At 70.6% G+C, this 18,540-nt stretch carries 21 protein-coding genes; 7 read left to right on the top strand and 14 right to left on the bottom strand.

Going from position 1 to position 18,540, the window contains the following annotated elements; translation table 11 throughout:
* Positions 1-103 precede the first annotated feature (103 nt).
* Positions 104-469, top strand: a complete 366-nt coding sequence (locus JIX55_RS24530) for a metal-sensitive transcriptional regulator (RefSeq protein ID WP_257565470.1) — start codon at positions 104-106, stop codon at positions 467-469.
* A gap of 49 nt (positions 470-518) precedes the next feature.
* On the opposite strand, the gene JIX55_RS24525 is transcribed toward JIX55_RS24530, so the two are convergent.
* Positions 519-704, bottom strand: coding sequence for a hypothetical protein (locus JIX55_RS24525; protein ID WP_257565469.1), 186 nt, complete (start codon positions 702-704; stop codon positions 519-521).
* 94 nt (positions 705-798) lie between these two features.
* Entirely contained in the window at positions 799-1,632 is an 834-nt protein-coding gene (locus JIX55_RS24520; RefSeq protein WP_257569467.1) for a hypothetical protein, read from the bottom strand.
* Between the two features lie 140 nt (positions 1,633-1,772).
* On the opposite strand from JIX55_RS24520, the gene JIX55_RS24515 reads away from it, so the two are divergent.
* Complete coding sequence (locus JIX55_RS24515; protein ID WP_257565468.1) at positions 1,773-1,940, top strand: hypothetical protein; 168 nt, start codon at positions 1,773-1,775, stop codon at positions 1,938-1,940.
* Between the two features lie 77 nt (positions 1,941-2,017).
* Here JIX55_RS24515 and JIX55_RS24510 read toward each other — a convergent pair whose 3' ends face one another.
* From JIX55_RS24510 to mshD, 8 genes are all read right to left on the bottom strand, one after another.
* Positions 2,018-2,440, bottom strand: coding sequence for an NUDIX hydrolase (locus tag JIX55_RS24510; protein ID WP_257565467.1), 423 nt, complete (start codon positions 2,438-2,440; stop codon positions 2,018-2,020).
* Complete coding sequence (locus JIX55_RS24505) at positions 2,437-3,648, bottom strand: CHAD domain-containing protein (protein WP_257565466.1); 1,212 nt, start codon at positions 3,646-3,648, stop codon at positions 2,437-2,439. Before JIX55_RS24505 ends, JIX55_RS24510 begins: the two co-directional genes overlap by 4 nt.
* On the bottom strand, positions 3,629-5,863 hold the full coding sequence (locus tag JIX55_RS24500) for an RNA degradosome polyphosphate kinase (protein WP_257569466.1): 2,235 nt from the start codon (positions 5,861-5,863) through the stop codon (positions 3,629-3,631). The genes JIX55_RS24505 and JIX55_RS24500 overlap by 20 nt, the downstream gene beginning before the upstream one ends.
* A gap of 447 nt (positions 5,864-6,310) precedes the next feature.
* Positions 6,311-7,291, bottom strand: coding sequence for an ABC transporter permease (locus JIX55_RS24495; RefSeq protein WP_257565465.1), 981 nt, complete (start codon positions 7,289-7,291; stop codon positions 6,311-6,313).
* Positions 7,288-8,310, bottom strand: a complete 1,023-nt coding sequence (locus tag JIX55_RS24490) for an ABC transporter permease (RefSeq protein WP_257565464.1) — start codon at positions 8,308-8,310, stop codon at positions 7,288-7,290. The genes JIX55_RS24495 and JIX55_RS24490 overlap by 4 nt, the downstream gene beginning before the upstream one ends.
* Positions 8,307-9,254, bottom strand: coding sequence for an ABC transporter ATP-binding protein (locus tag JIX55_RS24485; protein ID WP_257565463.1), 948 nt, complete (start codon positions 9,252-9,254; stop codon positions 8,307-8,309). The genes JIX55_RS24490 and JIX55_RS24485 overlap by 4 nt, the downstream gene beginning before the upstream one ends.
* Positions 9,251-9,646, bottom strand: a complete 396-nt coding sequence (locus tag JIX55_RS24480) for a GntR family transcriptional regulator (RefSeq protein WP_257565462.1) — start codon at positions 9,644-9,646, stop codon at positions 9,251-9,253. Before JIX55_RS24480 ends, JIX55_RS24485 begins: the two co-directional genes overlap by 4 nt.
* Before the next feature lie 126 nt (positions 9,647-9,772).
* On the bottom strand, positions 9,773-10,702 hold the full coding sequence (gene mshD, locus JIX55_RS24475; RefSeq protein WP_257565461.1) for a mycothiol synthase: 930 nt from the start codon (positions 10,700-10,702) through the stop codon (positions 9,773-9,775).
* Positions 10,703-11,004: 302 nt separating this feature from the next.
* Between mshD and JIX55_RS24470 the strand changes: the two genes are divergently transcribed.
* Positions 11,005-12,816 (top strand): bifunctional metallophosphatase/5'-nucleotidase, encoded by a 1,812-nt coding sequence (locus JIX55_RS24470; RefSeq protein WP_257565460.1) that lies wholly within the window; start codon positions 11,005-11,007, stop codon positions 12,814-12,816.
* 114 nt (positions 12,817-12,930) lie between these two features.
* On the opposite strand, the gene JIX55_RS24465 is transcribed toward JIX55_RS24470, so the two are convergent.
* A complete protein-coding gene (locus JIX55_RS24465; protein ID WP_257565459.1) occupies positions 12,931-13,785 on the bottom strand; it encodes a hypothetical protein in 855 nt (284 codons plus the stop codon).
* 361 nt (positions 13,786-14,146) lie between these two features.
* Between JIX55_RS24465 and JIX55_RS24460 the strand changes: the two genes are divergently transcribed.
* Entirely contained in the window at positions 14,147-14,809 is a 663-nt protein-coding gene (locus JIX55_RS24460) for a lysophospholipid acyltransferase family protein (RefSeq protein ID WP_257565458.1), read from the top strand.
* On the opposite strand, the gene JIX55_RS24455 is transcribed toward JIX55_RS24460, so the two are convergent.
* Positions 14,806-15,570: a TioE family transcriptional regulator gene (locus JIX55_RS24455; protein ID WP_257565457.1), complete on the bottom strand. Its 765-nt coding sequence runs from the start codon at positions 15,568-15,570 to the stop codon at positions 14,806-14,808. The two genes, JIX55_RS24460 and JIX55_RS24455, sit on opposite strands and share 4 nt — an antisense overlap.
* Positions 15,571-15,660: 90 nt before the next feature.
* Between JIX55_RS24455 and JIX55_RS24450 the strand changes: the two genes are divergently transcribed.
* Positions 15,661-16,722: an erythromycin esterase family protein gene (locus tag JIX55_RS24450; protein ID WP_306820031.1), complete on the top strand. Its 1,062-nt coding sequence runs from the start codon at positions 15,661-15,663 to the stop codon at positions 16,720-16,722.
* Here the strand turns inward: JIX55_RS24450 and JIX55_RS24445 are convergent.
* A complete protein-coding gene (locus tag JIX55_RS24445) occupies positions 16,719-17,027 on the bottom strand; it encodes a hypothetical protein (protein ID WP_257565456.1) in 309 nt (102 codons plus the stop codon). The two genes, JIX55_RS24450 and JIX55_RS24445, sit on opposite strands and share 4 nt — an antisense overlap.
* Positions 17,024-17,242: a hypothetical protein gene (locus JIX55_RS24440; RefSeq protein ID WP_257565455.1), complete on the bottom strand. Its 219-nt coding sequence runs from the start codon at positions 17,240-17,242 to the stop codon at positions 17,024-17,026. Before JIX55_RS24440 ends, JIX55_RS24445 begins: the two co-directional genes overlap by 4 nt.
* Before the next feature lie 148 nt (positions 17,243-17,390).
* Between JIX55_RS24440 and JIX55_RS24435 the strand changes: the two genes are divergently transcribed.
* Both JIX55_RS24435 and JIX55_RS24430 read left to right on the top strand, forming a co-directional pair.
* Positions 17,391-18,224, top strand: coding sequence for a helix-turn-helix domain-containing protein (locus JIX55_RS24435; RefSeq protein WP_257565454.1), 834 nt, complete (start codon positions 17,391-17,393; stop codon positions 18,222-18,224).
* Complete coding sequence (locus JIX55_RS24430) at positions 18,221-18,424, top strand: DUF397 domain-containing protein (RefSeq protein WP_257565453.1); 204 nt, start codon at positions 18,221-18,223, stop codon at positions 18,422-18,424. The genes JIX55_RS24435 and JIX55_RS24430 overlap by 4 nt, the downstream gene beginning before the upstream one ends.
* Positions 18,425-18,540: the final 116 nt, after the last annotated feature.

The following is an 18,540-nucleotide window of genomic DNA, read 5'->3' as shown; positions in this document are numbered from 1 at the left end:
CGCCCATCAGGCAGATTTACCGGCAGGGGGGCCGCCCGCAGGGCGTATACCCGCCAAACTTCGATACGATATACCCGGTAGGGGTATATGTCTGGAGGATGCGATGACGACCACAGGGGCCGGCGCTGAGGTTCCCTCCGCCGTGGACGGCGTGGAGCCGGGTGTCGTGACCGACCACGACCGTGGAATCCACGGGTACCACAAGCAGAAGGACGAACACCTGAAGCGCCTGCGGCGCATCGAGGGCCAGATTCGTGGGCTGCAGCGGATGGTCGACGAGGACGTCTACTGCATCGACATACTCACCCAGGTCTCCGCCTCCACCAAGGCCCTGCAGTCCTTCGCGCTCCAGCTGCTGGAGGAGCACCTGCGGCACTGCGTCGCCGACGCGGCTCTCAAGGGCGGCACCGAGATCGACGCGAAGGTGGAGGAGGCCACGAAGGCGATCGGGCGGTTGCTGCGGACCTGAGGATCCGGGGGCCCTGGTGCCGGGGTCGGTTTTCGGCCACGGCGTCCGTTCAGCGGGGCGGTTCGTCCTCGTGGGAGCGTTCTTCCCAGACGCGCAGGACCTCGTCGATGCGGTCGGGGCTGAGGCGGTCGCCGTCGGTGGCCGAGGCCGCGATGATGAGGTCGCCACAGAGCTCGATCTCGGCGAGGGCCACGTGGTCCTGAACCGCCGTACCGCCTGCCGGAGCCACGTGCATCACCTCTTCTCCGCCGTCACCGACTCCTAGGGTAGGCAGCGGCCCACAGCCGGCGCATGGCACCAACGGACCATTTCCGGCCCTGTACTTTCCGCTACTCCTCGGCGATCTTCCCGGCGTAGATGTCCTCGGGCCTCGGCAGCCGTACGGAGACGGGGACGCCGAAGTCCCACAGCAGGGTCGTCGAGGCGACGGCGACCGTGCCCTGCTGCGAGCCGTTGACGAAGCTGAAGCGGTGGCGGACCTTGCGGATGCGGCCCTCGTCGTCGAGGTAGGCGTCGAAGGGGACACGGGCGGTGGCGAAGCCCTTGGCCGCGGCGCGCAGAGGGACCCGGTTGCCCTCGGAGGCCGCGCGGGAGGCCGCCGTGAGGTCGGCGGTGCCGCGGTAGTGCCGGACCCGGGTGCCGTTGATCTCGGTCTCCCCCACGTACGTCGCCGTGCGGGTCCCGCGCAGCACCTCGGCGGCGGCGAACGGGTCGGTGGCGCCCCCGGTGACCAGATTGCCGTCGGAGAGGGTGCCGGTGTCCACGCGGACCCACTTGTCGGCGGGCACACCGGCGCCGCGGTTCTTCATGAACAGGGCGCCGGGGGCGAGGAGCTCGGTGATCGGGCGGTGCTCGCTGCGGCCTGCGGGGTCGTGCGGCAGCAGCACCTTGAGCCTGCCGAGCTGCTTGCCGTAGTCGTAGACGCCCTCGCCGTGGATGGTCACGCGGGTGCCGCCGGTGGCCATCTCCATCTCCGTACGGGCCTTGGAGCTGCCCGCCCGGACGAGGGCCGGGGCGGCGCGGTGGAGCAGGTCGACGGGGTCGGTGGGGAGGGGGGCGTCGGCGGTGCCGCGGCCCGCGCAGCCGGTGACGCCGGCTGCGCCGACGATGAGTCCCGCCGCGACGAGCACCGAGCCCGTCCTGCTGTGCCGCCGCGTCACCATCGCCTGCCAACCCCCTGGCCGGGTCCGTACCGGGTCCTCCTGCTCGTCCGGATAACGACGGGTGGGGGAGGTCGTCACGCGGGGCTGTCGCGGGGCATGCGGAGCGGAATGCGCTTACTTGCTTTGGGTAACGTTGTGGTGTGGCGCACCAGGACGAGTCGGCACCCTCGCAGCAGCACCGGACGACCACTGTCGAACAGGGCCGCTTCTGCGTGGCGCGCTGCACCTGCGGCTGGCGCGGCCCGGCCCGGCGGGCCCGGAGCCTGGCCCGGACGGACGCGGCCGGGCACGAGGCGGGCGGGGTGTGACGGCGGGCGGCACGGTGACGCGTGCGGGCCGCGCGGGTGAGTCACGCGCGGCCGTGGGCGCGGGCCGCTGGTGAACGTCACACGTGGCGGAGGGTGGCCAGGAACTCGTCGATCAGGTCCCGGTCGCGGGGCTGGGTGAGACGGTCGCGGGCGGTGGCCGGGTCCAGCCAGTGGATCAGGTCCACCTCGCGACTGGGCGTGAAGTGGCCGTCGGCCGCCTCGGCCGCCCAGTAGCTCACCCGCTTGGCACGCCCATTGACGAAGTAGTGCGTCGTGGGCAGCCGGGGGCCGGGCGTGCAGCGGTAGCCGGTCTCCTCCTCGACCTCGCGCACCGCGCCCGCGAGAGCGTCCTCGTCGTGCTTCAGCTTCCCTTTGGGGTGGGACCAGTCGTCGTACTTCGGCCGGTGGACCAGGCAGATCTCCAGGTCCGCGCCGCCGGGGGAACGGCGCCACAGGACGCAGCCCGCCGCGTGGATGATGGCGTCGGTGCTCTCGGTCACGACGTACTCACCGCCTCCTTCTGCCAGGACTGCTGGAACGCGAACCGGGATGCCTCCACTTCGTGGCGCTGGTCGGCGTGGAGGACGCCGAGGGCGTAGGCCGTGGCCGGGGCGATACGGGGGGTGCGGGCGGCGGCGGCCGCCGCGGAGGCCGCCTCGGAGGCGTCGCGGTGGCGGTTGAGGGCCTCGCCCGCCGTGAGGAGGCGGACGTCGACGGGGACGGCGCCGGGGTGGAGGACCTCCAGGGCGTAGCGGTGCAGGCGGAGGAGGAGCCGGACCTGGTGCCAGGGGGCGTCCTGGGGGTGGGGCGCGGTGTCGGGGGAGAGGCCGTGGATGAGGGCCTCGGCGTTGTAGGGGTGGCCGGCGGTGTGGAGCGGGAGGCCGGTGATCGCGTCGCAGAGGCGGTCGTGGGCCGCGGCGGCGAGGGGGCGCAGGTCCGTGGTGGGGGCGGTGGGGGTGAGGGGGACCTCGCTGGCGAGGACGGCGACGCTGTCCGCGACCGCGTGGAAGCGGCTCGATCCCAGGGCCTGGAGGGCCGCCGAGTGGGCTCGGGTGCGGGAGAGGGTGAGCTGGCGGTCGAGGAGGGCGCCGGCTTTTGCCGCGCCGACGGTCAGGTTGCCGCGGTCGGGGGTTGCTGTGGGATGGGTACCTGGGCCGGCGGTGCCGGGTGCCGCTACGCCCACCCGTGCCGCCCCAGCGGCACGACTGCCCGCAGCCACGCCGACCGGAGAACCACCGGCGTCGGCACGGCCGCCCACCGTCGGCTGTGAACTGCCCGCCGCCGTACGGGTCTTGGTGGTCTGGGACGGGAACGCCGTCGCCCCCGACAGGCGGTTCAGCGCCGTCACCAAGCGGTCCAGGCGGGCCGCGTAAGCGTGTTCCCTGCCCAACGTTCCCGACAGCCAGGCCAGTTCGGGGCGGAGGGATTCCGACCAGTCGGCGTCCAGGAGGGGGCGGAAGGTGTGGAGGGTGCCGCTGATGCGGCGGGCCGAGCGGCGCAGGGCGAGGGCCGCGTCGGCGGAATCCTCGGGTCCGGCTTCCGCCGCTCGTGGCTGCGCTCGGGCGGGGGTGCCCCCGCCGCCCCCACCGGTCTCGCGGTGGGAGCGCAGCGCGCGGAGGAACTCCGTGGCCTGGGCCCGCAGATAGCCGGCGAGGGCATCGGCGGTCACGACCGTGGAGTCCGTGGGGTCAAGGTGTTGCTGTGCCACGCCGGCGCCTCCGGGCGTCAATGAGCATCTCCTGGACGTTGCGCAGGGGCTGGCCGTCCGCGTCGTTCGAGTGCCGGGTCCACTCGCCGTCGGGACCGAGGTGCCAGGAGGAGGTCGTGTCGGACATACCGGTCTCCAGCAGGCGGTTGAGCGCCGCCCGGTGGGCCGGGTCGGTGACCCGTACCAGGGCCTCGATCCGGCGGTCGAGGTTGCGGTGCATCATGTCGGCGCTGCCGAACCACACCTCGGGCTCACCGCCGTTGCCGAAGCCGAAGACCCGGGAGTGTTCGAGGAAGCGGCCGAGGACGGAGCGGACCCGGACGTTCTCCGACAGGCCCGGGACGCCGGGTCGGATGGCGCAGATGCCGCGCACCCACACGTCGACCGGCACACCGGCCTGCGAGGCCCGGTAGCAGGCGTCGATGAGGGCCTCGTCCACCAGCGAGTTGACCTTGATACGGACGTGCGCGGGACGTCCGGCACGGTGGTGCTGGACCTCCTTGTTGATCCGGGCGATCAGGCCGTCGCGCAGGGACTTGGGGGCGACGAGGAGACGGCGGTACGTCTCACGGCGGGAGTAGCCGGAGAGACGGTTGAACAGGTCGGACAGGTCGGCGCCGACCTGCGGGTCCGCCGTCAGCAGGCCCAGGTCCTCGTACAGGCGGGCCGTCTTCGGGTGGTAGTTGCCCGTGCCCACGTGGCTGTAGCGGCGGAGCGTGTCGCCCTCCTGGCGGACCACCAGGGAGAGCTTGCAGTGGGTCTTCAGACCGACCAGGCCGTAGACGACGTGGCAGCCCGCCTCCTCCAGCTTGCGGGCCCACTTGATGTTGGCCTGCTCGTCGAAGCGGGCCTTGATCTCGACCAGCACGAGGACCTGCTTGCCGGACTCGGCGGCGTCGATGAGCGCGTCGACGATGGGGGAGTCGCCCGAGGTCCGGTACAGGGTCTGCTTGATGGCGAGGACGTCCGGGTCGGCGGCCGCCTGCTCCAGGAACGCCTGCACGGAGGTGGAGAACGAGTCGTACGGGTGGTGCAGCAGGACGTCCCGCTCGCGCAGGGCGGCGAAGATGTCGGGCGGCGACGCCGACTCGACCTCCGCCAGGTCGCGGTGGGTGCCCGCGATGAACTTCGGGTACTTCAGCTCGGGCCGGTCCAGGGCGCCGATGCCGAACAGACCGGTGAGGTCCAGGGGACCCGGCAGCGGGTACACCTCGGCCTCGGAGATCTTCAGCTCCCGTACCAGCAGGTCGAGGACGTACCGGTCGATGGACTCCTCGACCTCCAGACGCACCGGCGGCCCGAAGCGGCGCCGCATGAGCTCCTTCTCCAGGGCCTGGAGCAGGTTCTCGGCGTCGTCCTCCTCTACCTCCAGGTCCTCGTTGCGGGTGAGGCGGAAGGTGTGGTGCTCAAGCACCTCCATGCCCGGGAACAGCTCCTCCAGGTGTGCCGCGATCACGTCCTCGATCGGCACGTACCGGTTGGGGGAGGCCTCCAGGAAGCGGGAGAGCAGCGGCGGGACCTTGACGCGGGCGAAGTGCCGGTGGCCGGAGACCGGGTTACGGACGACCACGGCCAGGTTCAGCGACAGGCCCGAGATGTAGGGGAAGGGGTGGGCCGGGTCGACGGCCAGCGGGGTGAGGACGGGGAAGATCTGGTGCCGGAAGAGCGTGAAGAGGCGGGCCTGCTCCTTCTCCGTCAGCTCGCTCCAGCGGACCACGTGGATGCCGTCTTCGGCCAGCGCGGGGGCGATGTCCTCGTGGAAGGTCGCGGCGTGCCGGGCCATCAGCTCGCGGGAGCGCGCCCAGATCATCTCCAGCACCTCGCGGGGCTGGAGGCCGGAGGCGGACTTCGTGGCGACGCCGGTGGCGATACGGCGCTTCAGGCCGGCCACCCGGACCATGAAGAACTCGTCCAGGTTGCTGGCGAAGATCGCCAGGAACTTGGCCCGTTCGAGGAGGGGGGTGTCCGGGTCCTCGGCGAGTTCCAGAACTCGCTCGTTGAACGCGAGCCAGCTCCGCTCCCGGTCGAGGAAACGGCCCTGCGGCAGCTGCGCGCCGTCGTAGGGGGCCTCCTCGTAGCCGTCGAGGTCGGCGTCCATGTCGGGTTCGAGGTCGGAGACCACGGCCGCCACCGTGTGCGGGCGGTGGGCGGCTATGGAGCCGACGGACGGCTGCGCGTGCTGGACCTGGGCTGCCTGGGCGTTGGACTGGCTCATGGCACCATTCTTCCGCGCCGCGAGCATCACCGGCGCGTCGGACGTGGCCCGTGGGAGCGCTGGGACGGGTGAGGTGGCGTTGGCGGCGTCGTTGTGGGCGATGTCCGCGTCGATGCGCGCGACGACGTCCGCGGTGACGTCCGGTACGACGACCGTGGTCTCCTGGAGACCTCTCCCCGCGCTCTTCCCGTTGCTTGGGCCGTTGCGTGGGGGAGGCGAGGGCTCGGGCACGACGGGGTTCATTGCGGAAGCGTCGCAAGGTCGTCTGAATCGCCGGTTACGGCGACCTTACGTGCGGGATATCGCAGGGAGGACCGCCGGTTCCGCGGAGGCACGCTCCCGGCCCCGGCGGACGCCGTCTCTCCGCCGTACGCCCTTTGTCCGTCGTGTGCCGTCGGCACGCCCCTCCCCCCGTAGGAAGGGCGTGCCTGTCTGTGGCGTCAGGCGTCAGCGCGTGCGGTGGCGCAGCAGCCGGAAGGCGGCGGCGGTGGCCAGGACGGTGACGGCGAGGACGACGCCGGTGGCCATGAGGTGCAGCGGCCAGAAGTGCGAGGGCGGGTGGACCTCGGCGTACAGGCCGGTGAACTCGTGGTTGGCCATGCACGCGCGGACGGCGTCCGCGCTCTCGCCCACGAAGCAGCTCAGATCGGAGACCCGGGCGCCCGATTCGGTGATCGAACCGAGGGCCATCTGATCGGCGTTCTCCGGCACCCTGCTCGCGGCGGCGTCCGTGAGCGTCGTGGTGGGCCACAGCTCGCTGGTGTGCCGGTCGAGGTACACGTGGAACCAGGCCATGAAGCCGAGGGCCACGGCGAGCGCCGGCAGCGCCCGCTTCAGGGCGAGGCCCGCGAGGGCGCCGACGGCCAGCGCGCACAGGGCGTACGCCACGAGCAGCGGGCCCCGGTTCACCATCGGGTCGGGGTAGAACCACTCGTCGCCCACCATGCCCCGGTCCGGCGCCCAGGCCCAGCGGTAGAGCAGGACCAGCACGGTGGTGCCGAGGACGAGCACGACGGCGGGCACGGCCAGCTTGGCGGCCAGCCACCGCGTCGGGGTCACCGACTGGGTCCAGGCCAGCTTCGCCGTGCCCCGCTCCAGCTCACGGCCGGTCAGGGCGGCCCCGGCCCAGGCGGCCACGCCGTAACAGAGATAGGAGACGAGCGTGCCGATCATGCTCAGGCCCGAGCTGTACGTCATCGCCGCCATGACGTCGATGCACGGGTCGCTGTCTCCGCACGAGGCCGCCTCCTGGTCGATCTCGTGCAGGGTGACGATGCGCAGCCAGAGCAGCCACCCGGCCATGGCCAGCACATACGCGCCCCATACCAGCAGCGCCGAGCGGTGCGCACGCCACACGGTCCAGACCGTGCCGCGCAGACGGAGGCCGCGGCGGGTGACGGGGGCGGCGGGGGTGGTGGTGGCGGTCATCCGGTGCCTCCCGTACGACGTCGGAGCAGGAGGAACGCGGCCAGGACCAGCAGCGCGGTGACGGTGAGGACGATGCCGGTCTCGACGAGCTGGAGGGGCCAGAAGTGGGAGGAGGGGTGGAAGTCGACGTAGAAGCCGACGACGTCGGTGCGGTCGCAGGAGACGTCCGCGCACCCCGCGTTCGAGAGGCGGTCGTCCGAGGCGGTGATGAGGCCGCGGTGGATCAGCTCGCCCGTCCAGTCGGGGTCCGAGTTCTTGGAGACGAGGGTCTCGACCGGCCACAGAAGGTGACGGTACGACTTGAGCGTGCCCATGATGACGGCCGTGCCCAGGAGGGCGACGGCGAGCGCGGGCAGGGAACGGCGGATCAGCACACCCGCGAGGACGCCGAGGGCCAGGGCGAGCAGGGCGTAGGCGGTGGCGAGGGTGCCGTTGCCCACGAAGGTGCTGTAGGTGAACCAGTCCCGCGTCGCCAGCGCGTGCCGCAGCCGCTCCTCCCGCCACCACACCAGACGGTTCAGCAGGGTCAGCAGGACCGTCCCCGAGACGATCAGGGTGGCCGGGACCGCGACCTTGGCGGCGAGCCAGCGGGCCGGGGTGACGGACTGGGTCCAGGCCAGCTTCGCCGTACCGCTCTCCAGCTCGCGGGCGATCAGGGCGCCGCCCGCCCAGGCACCGATGAGGGCCGGGGCGATGACGAGGACCACGGAGCCCAGGGTGACGGCCGTTTGGTAGCGGGTGTACGCGGGGCCCGTCGAGCAGTAGTCGGACTCCGCGCAGCCGCTCTTCACGTACTCGGTCCAGGCCGCGTCGACGCCCGGTCCGGCGGCCCACACCAGCCCGCCGCCGATGAGGACCACCAGCAGTCCCCAGAACCACAGGGCCGACTGGTGCAGACGGAGCGTCGCCCGGATCAGCCCTCGGGCCGGGGTCATGGCGGGGGCCGCCTTCATGGAACGGGAGGCCGGGGTCTCGGCGGTCTTGACGGTCTCGGCGGTCTTGACGGTCGTGGTGCTCATACGGCGGCCTCCCGCGCGTCGGCCCCGTTGGTCTCGCCGGTCTCGCCGGCGGCCTCACCGTCGTGCCCGTCGTTCTCGTCGTCGAGGGTGAGCGCCGGTGCCTGAGGTGCCCTCAGATGGGCGAGGACCAGCTCCTCCAGGGTCGGCTCGGCGGTCTGCCAGCCGGGGCCGACCTGGCCCTGCGGGCGGATGAGCGCGGTGAGCTGACGCCCCGTCGTACGGGATTCGACGACGGTGTGCGGGGCGAGATCGCCGGCCGGGCCGGAGATCCGGGTGTGCGCGGCGAGGATCTCGTCCAGCGGGCCCGCGAGCCGGACGCGCCCGGCGCCCAGCAGGAACAAGTGGTCGCAGGAACCCTCCAGTTCGGCCACCACGTGCGAGGACATGACAACCGTGGTGCCGTGCTCGGCGGAGTCCGCGAGCAGCGTGCCCATCAGCTGGTGCCGGGCGAGCGGGTCGAGGTCGGCCATCGGCTCGTCCAGGAGCAGCAGTTCGGGCCGCTTGCCGAGGGCGAGGGCGAGCGCGACCCGGGTGCGCTGGCCGCCGGAGAGGGAGCGGATCTTGGCGTCCCGGCCGAGCCCGCCCTCGTCCACCACCCGCTCGGCGACGGCGGCGTCCCAGCGCCGGGGGTTGAGCTCCCGGCCCAGGCGCAGGGTCTCGGTGACGGTCAGCTGGGGGTACAGGGGCTTGTCCTGGGCGACGTACGCGATGCGCTCGCGGGCCGCCGCCGGGGTCGTACCCAGCACGCTGATGCCGCCCTCGGTGGGGGCGAGCAGGCCGGCCGCGTGGGCCAGCAGGGTCGACTTGCCCGCGCCGTTCGGTCCGACGAGCGCGCACACCCGCCCGATCGGCAGCCGCAGCGTGCACTCGCGCAGCGCCCAGTCCTTTCGCCGCCACCCGAACTTCTTGCCGAGTGCGGCCGCCTCCATCGCGGTCCCGGTCATGCCTCGTCCCCCTGGTCTTCCTTGAAGTGTTCATCCAGTACGGAAGTGAAAAGCGCCTCTACGTCGTCCCGTTCGAGCCCGGTCTCCCGGGCCCGTACGGCCCACGCGTCCAGCTCGGCCCGCAGCGGGGAGTCGACCGGCGCGGTGCCCAGTGACTTCCGTACGAACGTGCCGAGGCCGCGGCGGGCCTCGACCAGGCCTTCGCGCTCCAGCTCGCGGTAGGCCTTCAGCACCGTGTTCGGGTTGATCGCGGTGGCTTCCACGACCTCGCGGGCCGTGGGGAGCTTGTCGCCGGGCTCCAACAGGCCTAGCCGCAGGGCCTGTTTGGTCTGCTGGACGATCTGCACATAGGTGGCGACACCGCTGCGCCGGTCGATGCGGTACTCGACCACTCGAACAACCACCCTTTCACTAATTGAGTAGTGAAAGGGTGGTGCAAGAGAGGGGGCGGTGTCAACAACACCGCCCCCTGCCTGTGGACAACTCCGCTTCCGGGCGTCCTGGCCGTGCCGGGTGCGTCAGGTTTCGCTGCGGTACATCAGATCCGTCTCGTACGTCACGAATCCGAGGCGTTCGTACACGGTCACCGCCGCCTTGTTGTCCGCGTCGACGTAGAGCATCGCGGTGGGCAGGCCCTGGGCGGCCAGATGGCGCAGGCCGATCGTGGTCAGGGCCTTGCCGAGGCCGCCGCCCTGGGCGCCGGGGCGGACGCCGACGACGTAGACCTCGCCGAGCTGTTCGGCGGCGTGCGCCTTCGTCCAGTGGAAGCCGATCAGTTCGTCGTCCCTGAAGGCCAGGAAGAAGCCCGCCGGGTCGAACCAGGGTTCGGCCTTGCGGTCGTCGAGGTCGCGTTGGGTGAGGGCGCCCTGTTCGGGGTGGTGGGCGAAGGCGTCCGCGTTGGCCGCGAGCCAGGCCGTGTCGTCCTCGCCGGGGACGAAGGTGCGGACGGTGACGCCGTCGGGGAGCACCGGCTCGGGTGGGTCGAAATCGGCCAGGGAGCGGCGCATCTGGCGGAGTTCGCGGAAGAGGGTGAGGCCGAGGACCTGGGCGAGGTGGCGGGCGGCGGAGTGGCCGCCGTGTGCCCAGACGCGCAGGCGTTTGCCGGACTCGGCGAGCAGGGCGGAGCCGAGGGACCGGCCGTGGCCGTGGCCCCGGTGGGAGGGGTGGACGACGAGTTCGGCGGCGGGGGCCTCCACCGGGTCGGTGTCCTCCAGTTGGGCGTAGCCGACCAGGTCGGCTCCGACGGTGAGGAGGAGGTGGCGTACGCCCTCTCGGGGGCCGCCGCGGAGTTGGAGGCGGCCCTGCTCGGACACCGCGGCTTGGCCGTCGACCTGGGCGGCCTCGTCCAGCAGTGTGAGGACGGCCTCTTTCTGGCTGGGGGTGAGTTCCAGTCGGGTTTCGATACTGCGCGTGGCCGGGCCGGGCCGGGCGGTGTCGTCGCTGGTCATGGGTTCGAGGTTAGCCGTGTGGGTGCCCTTCGGGAGGGCCGGGCGCCTATGAGCCCGGGTGGATCCGTGGTCTGGCGGCTGTGGCTTGATGTGGTTGATCGCGCCCCGCGACGGAGCCGCGGAGGTGACTGCCCCGCACTCCATCGGGCGCGCTGTTCGTCCCCTTTGCTGCGAGTCCTCCTTGATGGCAACCAGGTCGTAACCATGAACCCCCTGCCGCGCTACGCGCGTTGACCCTAGGCTTCCGCCGGACGGGGCCTGTTCTCACGTTTCTCTTACTTCTCACGAACCCAGGGGGGCACATGTCAGCCACACCCCATGCGCAACGCCGCAGAAGCCGCCGCAACCGGATCCTCGCCGTCGCGGCCGGCATCGCGACCGTCGGCGCGCTCGCCGCCGCGATCCCGGCGAGCGCCGGTGAGGCGGAGTCGTACACGCCCGGCAAGCAGAAGCCGAGCCGGTACCAGGACGTACAGCTGCTGTCGTTCAACGACCTGCACGGCAACCTGGAGCCGCCGGCCGGCTCCTCGGGCCGGGTCACGCACGTCCACGAGGACGGCCACACCGAGACGATCAACGCCGGTGGTGTCGAGTACCTCGCCACGCATCTGCGCACCGCCCGCGAGGGCAACAAGTACTCGATCACGGCGGCCGCCGGTGACATGGTCGGCGCCTCGCCGCTGATCTCGGGTCTGTTCCACGACGAGCCGACCATCGAGGCGCTGAACGGGCTCGACCTCGATGTGACGAGCGTCGGCAACCACGAGTTCGACGAGGGCGCCAAGGAACTGGCCCGTCTGCAGAAGGGCGGCTGCCACCCGACCGACGGCTGTTACGCCGAGGGTGAGGAGTTCGGGGGCGCCGACTTCCCGTACCTCGCGGCGAACGTCATCCAGGAGAAGACCGGCAAGCCGCTCCTCAAGCCCTACTGGGTGTGGAAGAAGAACGGCGTCAAGATCGGCTTCATCGGTGTGACGCTGGAGGACACCCCGGGCGTCGTCTCCGCCGAGGGCGTCAAGGGCCTCAAGTTCAAGGACGAGGTCGAGACGATCAACAAGTACGCCAAGGCGCTGGAGCGCCAGGGCGTCAAGTCGGTCGTCGCGCTGATCCACGAGGGCGGTGCCCCCGCCTCCACGTCGTACAACTACGACTGCGACTCGCCCGGCGCCGGTGACGGCATCTCCGGTCCGATCGTCGACATCGCGAAGAACATCACGCCGAAGGTCGACGCCCTCGTCACCGGTCACACGCACGCCGCGTACGCCTGCACGATCAACGACCCGGCGGGCAAGCCGCGCATGGTCACCTCGGCCGCGTCCTTCGGCCGCCTCTACACCGACACGACGCTGACGTACGACCGCCTGACCGGCGACATCTCGCGTACGGCCGTGGAGTCCGCGAACCACGTGGTCACCCGTGACGTCGCGAAGGCCGCCGACATGACGGCCCTCATCAGCAAGTGGAACACCCTCGCCGCCCCCATCGGCAACCGCGCCATCGGCCACATATCCGCCGACGTGCCCAACGCCGGCACCGAGTCCCCGATGGGTGACCTCATCGCCGACGCGCAGTACTGGTACGGCAAGGCGCTGGACCCCGAGGTCGACCTCGCGCTGATGAACCCCGGTGGTGTGCGTGCGCCGCTGACCTACGCGGCCAAGGGCACCGAGGGCGACGGCGTGGTGACCTACGCCGAGGGCTTCACCGTCCAGCCGTTCTCCAACACCGTCAATCTGCAGGACTTCACGGGTGCTCAGATCATCTCGATCCTCAAGGAGCAGGTGAGCGGTACGAACGCCGCCGCGCCGAAGGTGCTGCTGCCGTCGTCGGGTCTGACGTACACGCTCGACCTGACGAAGTCCGGCGCGGACCGCGTCGTCGTCGACACCATCAAGCTCAACGGTGCCGCCATCGACCCGGCCGCCACGTACCGCGTCGCCACCAACAGCTTCCTCGCGGGCGGCGGCGACGGCTTCCCCACGCTGGGCCAGGGCACGAACGATCTGGTCGGCGGGGACGACCTTGCCGCGCTCGAGCAGTACCTGCTGGCCAACTCCTCGGCCACCAGCCCGATCGCGCCGCCGGTGGCGAACCGGATCACGATCGTCAGCTGACCGCACGGATCACGATCGTCGCCTGACCGCACGGTTCCCCGCGCCCCTGAAAGCAATAGGGGTGCGGGGAACTTTTTTCTGGGCAGCTGGGCAGCTGGGCAGACTGGGGGAGCCTCAGCGGGCGCAGCTCTTCGGGTCCAGCTTCTCCTCCCACTTGTCGTCACGGCCGTCGGGCTGGCCGTTGGGGAGGAGCTTGTCTGAGGTGCCGTCAATGTAGTAGCCGTACGAGAAGATCGTGCGGTAGGAGCGGTTGCGCCAGGTGTGCACGGTCTTGTCGCCGTTGCCCTTGTTCCACTGGTAGTCCTCGACGTAGAAGATCGGGTTCACGCGCACCACGCGCTGGTACGGCGTCCACGTCACGGCGATCTGCCGGCACGGCGGGATCGTCTTCTCGCTGCGGCGCTCGAACGACGAGGTCTTCTCCCAGCCCCACTCGTAGTTGATGTTGCCACCGAGCTCGCCGCTGAAGATGCTCTTGGCGAGGGAGAGGCTGATGGAGCCGCCGACGCTCTTCTTGGCGAACGTCTTGGTGCTGTAGCTGCTGACGAAGGTCTCCTTGTCGTCCTTCGACCCCCGGTTGCCGATCCAGGGGGAGGTGCGGACGGGGGTGCCCTTGGTGGACCAGGTCGACGCCTGCGCGTAACCGCACCAGCCGCGGAAGATCTCCCAGTCACCGGCCGGCTTCCACAGCCCGAAGACGTCCCGCAGGTACTCGTCCTGGGTCTTGAACTCGCCGGTCCGGACGTTGAGGGCGCCGTACACGCCGGTCAGGCTCGTCTTCTGGGCGCAGAGCCGCTCGATCATCGAGTCGGTGTTGCCGGGGTCCACGCCCCGGATGTTCGTCGCGCCGCCCGGCCCGGTGGCCGCCTGGGCGGAGCCGGTGCCGGCCAGGACACCGGACACCGCCAGCGCGGTGGCCGCAGCGCCGAGCGCGCTCTTCTTCAGCTGTGCCTTGAGTGCAGTTCGCATAGGTGTGCGCTCCTACTGCTGTACGCCGGCGTCGGCGGTCACCGGTCCTGTCGTCTGGGGGAACGGAGAACTCGAAGAGCTCACCAGCAGCGAACACGACCTACATCACAGCCGCCTCAGAGGTTTCTCAGACCCCCCTCAGAAACTCGTCACGAAACCGCCACGCAAGATCCACAAGGCTTGCGCCCCGCACACCCCGCACACCCCGTACGCGCCGAACGCCCCGAACTCCCCGTACGTCGACCGAGCCCGGCGTGCGGTCTGGGTACCGGACCCCGCGAAGTTGAGTACAAGCACTCAGGCAGGTCGCGGCGTGCCCGCCGACGATGAAGGTCAACATCGTCGAGACCGGGAGACCCGCATGCTGAGCCGCCTCGCCGACGTCCTGGTGCCCACCGTCGGACGTCTCACGGTGACCGCCGAGACCGGCCCCGGCCTGGCGCCGGGCAGCATCATCGCCGCGAACCACACCTCGCTCGCCGACCCCGCCATCGTTCTCGCCGCGCTGCACCGCATCGGTGTCCAGCCGGTCGTCATGGCGGCCGCCGGCCTGTGGCGCACCCCGTTGCTCGGCCGCGTGCTCGCCCGCGAAGGGCACATCCCCGTCCACCGCAGGGACCCGCGCGCCTCCCACGCGCTCGACCTCGCCGCGGCCGTATTGGCCTCGGGCCGACCGGTCCTCATCTACGCCGAAGGCGGCATCCCGCTCCGCAGGGACGCCGCCGAAGCGGCGCCCGAACCGTTCCGCAGCGGCCTGTCCCGGCTCGCCGAACGCACCGGCGCGCCCGTCGTCCCGGTCGGCCAGGCCGGGGCACGCCGGGTCACCTCGGGCAACACGGCCAAGCAACTCGCGGGGCTGATCACAGCACCGCTGCGCCGCCCTCACCTGCACGTCCACGTGGGCGCCCCGCTCAGCCTCACCGGCGGCCACAACGCGAACACGCGGCAGGCGCACAGCGCGGTGACGGCGGCCTGGCGCACGGCAGCCGCCCAACTCGGCGAGCCGGCCGCGCTCGCCGCCTAGCGGTACGGCCCCGGCCCTTGAGCTGTGCGCACATCGAGGTGGTGGCCGAGGTAGTGGCCGAGGTGCGTCGCCGCGTCGAGCATGGCGAGGCCCCGGGCGGTCAGTCTCCGTCGCCAGTCGTCCAGGGCGCCGGACAGGGTGTCGGTGCCGCCGGCCGTCCGGATCTGCTGGACCACGGTGGAGATGCGGTCCAGGGGATAACCGCCGCGGCGGAGGAGATGGGCGAGTTCGGCGTCGCGGACGTCGCTCGCGCGGTAGACCCGGTACGCGGTGAGCGGGTCGCGTTCGGGCGCCAGGATGCCGGAGTCCTCCCACTTCCGCAGGGTCGCCGGGGTGACGCCCAGCCGACGGGCCAGTTCGCCGACGGTCAGGGTGTCGGAGCCCGCTGACCTGCTGCGGAGGTCCACCGACCGACCTGGAGCGCCCGCGCCATCGGACTCCGCCATCAGATGATCCACCGCGTCGCGCACCGCATCGAGGGTTTCCCGGTCACGGAGCAACTGGCTGTGTCCACGGTCGATGACCGTCAGGGCGTCGTCGAGCGCGTCGTCGTGGAGGGCGCGCATGATCCGGCCGGCGGTCGAGTGGCCGTAGGCCGGGACGAGGGCGAGGAAGGCGCGGAGCGCGGCCGCGTGCACCTCGGTGTAGATCCGGTAGCCGCTGTCCGTGCGCTCGGCGGCCGGGATGAACCCGTCCCGCTCGTAGTTGCGGACCGCCTGGGTCGAGAGGCCGTGCTCGCGGGCGAGGTCGGAAGGTCGCATGGTGGTCACCGCTTTGAGACTTTACGCGACGTCTCCTCGGCTACAGCTCCACAACCCTCAATCGAACCTTCAAGGATACGATTGAGGCTCATGAGTCAGGACATTCGAGACTTCGTGACCCCGTCGTGCGACCTGCTGGCCCTCGGCGAACCGACGCACATGGAACCGGCCTTCCCCCGCATCCGCAACGAACTCTTCGCCCAACTCGTCGACCACGGCTTCCGTTCGATCGCCCTGGAAACCGATCGCGTGCCCGCGCTCGCCCTGAACGACTACGTCCAGGACGGAACCGGCGGCTTCGACGAGGTGATGAGCGAAGGCATCGCCCACGGCCGCGGCGAACTGGCCCCCAACAGGCAACTGATCAGCTGGATGCGCGAGTACAACCGTGACCGACCGGCAGAGGAACGCCTCTCCTTCTACGGCTTCGACGCCGAGATGGAGAACATGAGCGCTCCCAGCCCGCGCCGCTACCTCGAACACGCCCGCGCCTACCTGGGCAACGAAGGAAGCCTCGCCCTCTCCGCCGCTTCCGCCGCCTCCGCCGTCGATATCGCGAGCCTCGCCGGCGACGACGAACGGTGGAGCCGTACGGAGGCGGTCCTGGACCCCGCCATGTCGATCGGCGCCACGGCGGAGGCCGAGACGCTCCGCTCCCTCGCGGACGACATGCTCACCGAGTTCCACGCCCGCGCACCGGAACTGATCGCGGCGACGTCACGCGCCGAGTGGTTCAGGGCGAGGGCCCACCTCACCGCCGGTCTCGGCCTGCTGCGCTACCACAGGCAGTTGGCGCAGCCCATCGAAGAGAGCGTCCGGATATCCCGCCTGCTCGCCACCCGGGACGCCCTCATGGTCCAGAACCTCCTCGACATCCGGGACATCGAGGCCGACCGAGGCCCGACGCTGGTCTTCGGCCACAACCTCCACCTCCAGCGAAACCTCAGCCATATGCGCATGCGCGACCTGGACCTCAACTGGTACGGCGCCGGCGCCATCCTGGGGCCGCTGGTGGGCGAGCGGTACGCCTTCATCGCCGGCAGCCTGGGCCGCGAGGGTGCCGTGCAAGGCCGTACGACCACCTGGGCCCTGGCCCAGGCCCCCGAGCCGACATCCGCCGACGGGGTCCTGCACGTCAACGCCGACGACTAGCCCCCGTCCTCACCACCTTCGGCATCCACACCGATCCGCCGTCCCCTGCTGACCGCGATCCGCAACACGTCCTCCAACGACTCCGCCGCCCGCGTGAGCGCGAACCGCACCGCCTTCTCACCGGCCGCCGCGTCCCCGAGTACGGCCCTGCTGCCGCCCAACACCTCCTCGGCCGACCCCAGTTGGGACACCTCCACACTGTCGGCGAGGAGGGAGAGGGCCCCGGGGTGCGCGGTGTCCGGGTCGAGATAGCAGGGCTTGCCGTCGGGGGTGGTCCACGGCAGCAGGCGCAGGCCGTCCATCATGCGGAGACCTCCATGCCGCGTGCGTAAAGCTCCTCCGGGCTGAGCACGTAGGGCCGTACGAGGTTGTCGTAGGGCTCGAAGGGCCAGATCTCGACGGGCTTCTGGTGCCGTGGAGGCGGCCCCGGTTCCAACGGCTCCTCCGCGTCGGGCGACAGCGGGCTGGGCGCCGCCCAGCGGAGCAGTGCCTCGCAGAGCCTCACGACGAGTGCGCGCATGACGGTGCCCCTCTTCCTTCTCAGGGTTATTTCAGGGTTGGTCTGACGAGCGGTGATTACCGTTCGTGTTCCGATCGTCACGGATGCGGCGTACGTTGTGGAAGAGGCCTGGCGTTGTCTGGAGCGCCAGGCAACGGGGAGGGGTGACATGGGCGAAGTGGTTGACGGGGAGCGGGGATCGGGGCGGGCCGCGCTCGGTCGGACGCTGCGACTCCTGAGGGAGAAGGCGGGCAAGACGCTGGCGCAACTGGCCGCCGAGACGTCGTACGACAAGAGCTATCTCTTCCGCCTGGAGAAGGGCGAGCGGCTTTCCAAGCGGGCGGTCATGGAGGACCTGGACACCTACTACGACTCCGGTGACCTGCTGGTTCGCTTGTGGAAGGACGCGCAGAGAGAGGTCATCAAGGACAAGTACAAGGCGTACATGGAACTGGAGGCGACAGCTCGCATCCTGTGGATGTTCCAGCTCCGAGTACCGGGCCTCTTGCAGACCGAGGACTACGCCCGCACGGTGTTGTCAGGGTTGTCCAGAGCCCAGACAACGGCAGACAACGGCGAGGAGTTCGAGGAACAGGTGGCCGCGCGTATGGGGCGGCAGGAACTGCTGCACCGGCAACCGGCGCCGAGTGTCCGCGTGATCATGGACGTAGGGGCGGTGCGGCGGCCTGTCCCCAACCGCAAGGTGTGGGTGGACCAGATGTCGTACCTGTTGGAGGCGGCGGAACTGCCGTCGGTCGTACTTCAGGTGCTGCCCTACACGGCTGGTGTGCACGACCTCATGAACAGCGATCTCACGCTGCTCTGGCAGCGAGTCGGCGACCCTGTTGCCTACGTGGAAGGCAACGGCATCGGCGAACTGATCGACGATCCGGACAAGGTCCTGTCCTACCGCTTGTCCTACGATCTCGTCCGGGACGCGGCTCTGACCCCTGAGGAGTCGACGGCGTTCATCAAGCGCCTTCTGGAGGAGTGCAGATCATGAAGCGAACCCCCGACCTCACCACTGCCGTGTGGCGCAAGTCCTCCTACAGCGACGGCGGAGCCTCGAACTGCCTCGAAGTCTCCGACACCCACCCCCACATAGTCCCCGTCCGGGACAGCAAGGCCCCGGGCAACGGCGTGCTGCTCTTCGGGAATGGGCCCTGGACGACGTTCATCGAGGCCGTGAAAAAGAGCGAATAGCGCGCCGCGTCGCTGATCACGCCGGCCAGCTGTCAACGTTCAGGCCGCGTGTATCCCGTCGGGTGAATCGGGCGGGAAACCGGGACGGGCGGGGGAGTGGTTCGGTCACCGTGGCG

Origin of the sequence: Streptomyces sp. DSM 40750 (genome assembly GCF_024612035.1) — a bacterium.
Taxonomy (GTDB): domain Bacteria; phylum Actinomycetota; class Actinomycetes; order Streptomycetales; family Streptomycetaceae; genus Streptomyces.
Note: the sequence above shows the minus strand (reverse complement) of the source record. Positions and strands in the feature narration are given on the sequence as shown.

Excerpts from the sequence above, each read along its gene's own strand:
- JIX55_RS24455 (WP_257565457.1), bottom strand. The coding sequence starts at position 15,570 with ATGCGACCTTCCGACCTCGCCCGCGAGCACGGCCTCTCGACCCAGGCG.
- mshD (WP_257565461.1), bottom strand. The coding sequence starts at position 10,702 with ATGACCAGCGACGACACCGCCCGGCCCGGCCCGGCCACGCGCAGTATC.
- JIX55_RS24525 (WP_257565469.1), bottom strand. The coding sequence starts at position 704 with ATGCACGTGGCTCCGGCAGGCGGTACGGCGGTTCAGGACCACGTGGCC.
- JIX55_RS24465 (WP_257565459.1), bottom strand. The coding sequence starts at position 13,785 with ATGCGAACTGCACTCAAGGCACAGCTGAAGAAGAGCGCGCTCGGCGCT.
- JIX55_RS24435 (WP_257565454.1), top strand. The coding sequence starts at position 17,391 with ATGGGCGAAGTGGTTGACGGGGAGCGGGGATCGGGGCGGGCCGCGCTC.
- JIX55_RS24430 (WP_257565453.1), top strand. The coding sequence starts at position 18,221 with ATGAAGCGAACCCCCGACCTCACCACTGCCGTGTGGCGCAAGTCCTCC.
- JIX55_RS24490 (WP_257565464.1), bottom strand. The coding sequence starts at position 8,310 with ATGAGCACCACGACCGTCAAGACCGCCGAGACCGTCAAGACCGCCGAG.
- JIX55_RS24440 (WP_257565455.1), bottom strand. The coding sequence starts at position 17,242 with ATGCGCGCACTCGTCGTGAGGCTCTGCGAGGCACTGCTCCGCTGGGCG.
- JIX55_RS24500 (WP_257569466.1), bottom strand. The coding sequence starts at position 5,863 with ATGAGCCAGTCCAACGCCCAGGCAGCCCAGGTCCAGCACGCGCAGCCG.
- JIX55_RS24485 (WP_257565463.1), bottom strand. The coding sequence starts at position 9,254 with ATGACCGGGACCGCGATGGAGGCGGCCGCACTCGGCAAGAAGTTCGGG.
- JIX55_RS24495 (WP_257565465.1), bottom strand. The coding sequence starts at position 7,291 with ATGACCGCCACCACCACCCCCGCCGCCCCCGTCACCCGCCGCGGCCTC.
- JIX55_RS24520 (WP_257569467.1), bottom strand. The coding sequence starts at position 1,632 with ATGGTGACGCGGCGGCACAGCAGGACGGGCTCGGTGCTCGTCGCGGCG.
- JIX55_RS24530 (WP_257565470.1), top strand. The coding sequence starts at position 104 with ATGACGACCACAGGGGCCGGCGCTGAGGTTCCCTCCGCCGTGGACGGC.
- JIX55_RS24460 (WP_257565458.1), top strand. The coding sequence starts at position 14,147 with ATGCTGAGCCGCCTCGCCGACGTCCTGGTGCCCACCGTCGGACGTCTC.
- JIX55_RS24470 (WP_257565460.1), top strand. The coding sequence starts at position 11,005 with ATGTCAGCCACACCCCATGCGCAACGCCGCAGAAGCCGCCGCAACCGG.
- JIX55_RS24445 (WP_257565456.1), bottom strand. The coding sequence starts at position 17,027 with ATGATGGACGGCCTGCGCCTGCTGCCGTGGACCACCCCCGACGGCAAG.
- JIX55_RS24450 (WP_306820031.1), top strand. The coding sequence starts at position 15,661 with ATGAGTCAGGACATTCGAGACTTCGTGACCCCGTCGTGCGACCTGCTG.